At 38.7% G+C, this 305-nt stretch carries 1 pseudogene; it reads right to left on the bottom strand.

Features of this window, described 5'->3' with window-relative positions:
* A pseudogene (locus ACFIO5_RS11895) lies at nucleotides 1-288 on the bottom strand (DUF1254 domain-containing protein); the annotation flags it as partial.
* Nucleotides 289-305: the final 17 nt, after the last annotated feature.

Below are 305 nucleotides of genomic sequence, written 5' to 3'. Positions count from 1 at the left end.
CTGTGTGTAAGCTGCTAATGACGAAAATTGGTTTGTTTTCAGAGCCTTTAAATGAACAGGGCCATTTTCGAGATCAAATCTGCAGACTTTAAGACGAAAGAACGGATCACTAGTCTGCTGAAGAGAATTACGCGCATCCAAGTCAACAAATTGATAAGATGCTCCTGATTTTTTAAGTTCTGTCCATATATTATTTTTTGCCCAATAGGGTATCAGAAAGAGAACGCAAATATGGACAATGATAGCGCCAATGATTGCAAGAAGTGCGGCGTGAAAGAATTTAATCACAGTTTATTGGTCCTGAG

Source organism: Bartonella sp. AA86SXKL (assembly GCF_042196885.1).
The sequence above is the reverse complement of the archived record's forward strand: the minus strand, read 5'-3'. Positions and strand labels throughout refer to the sequence as shown.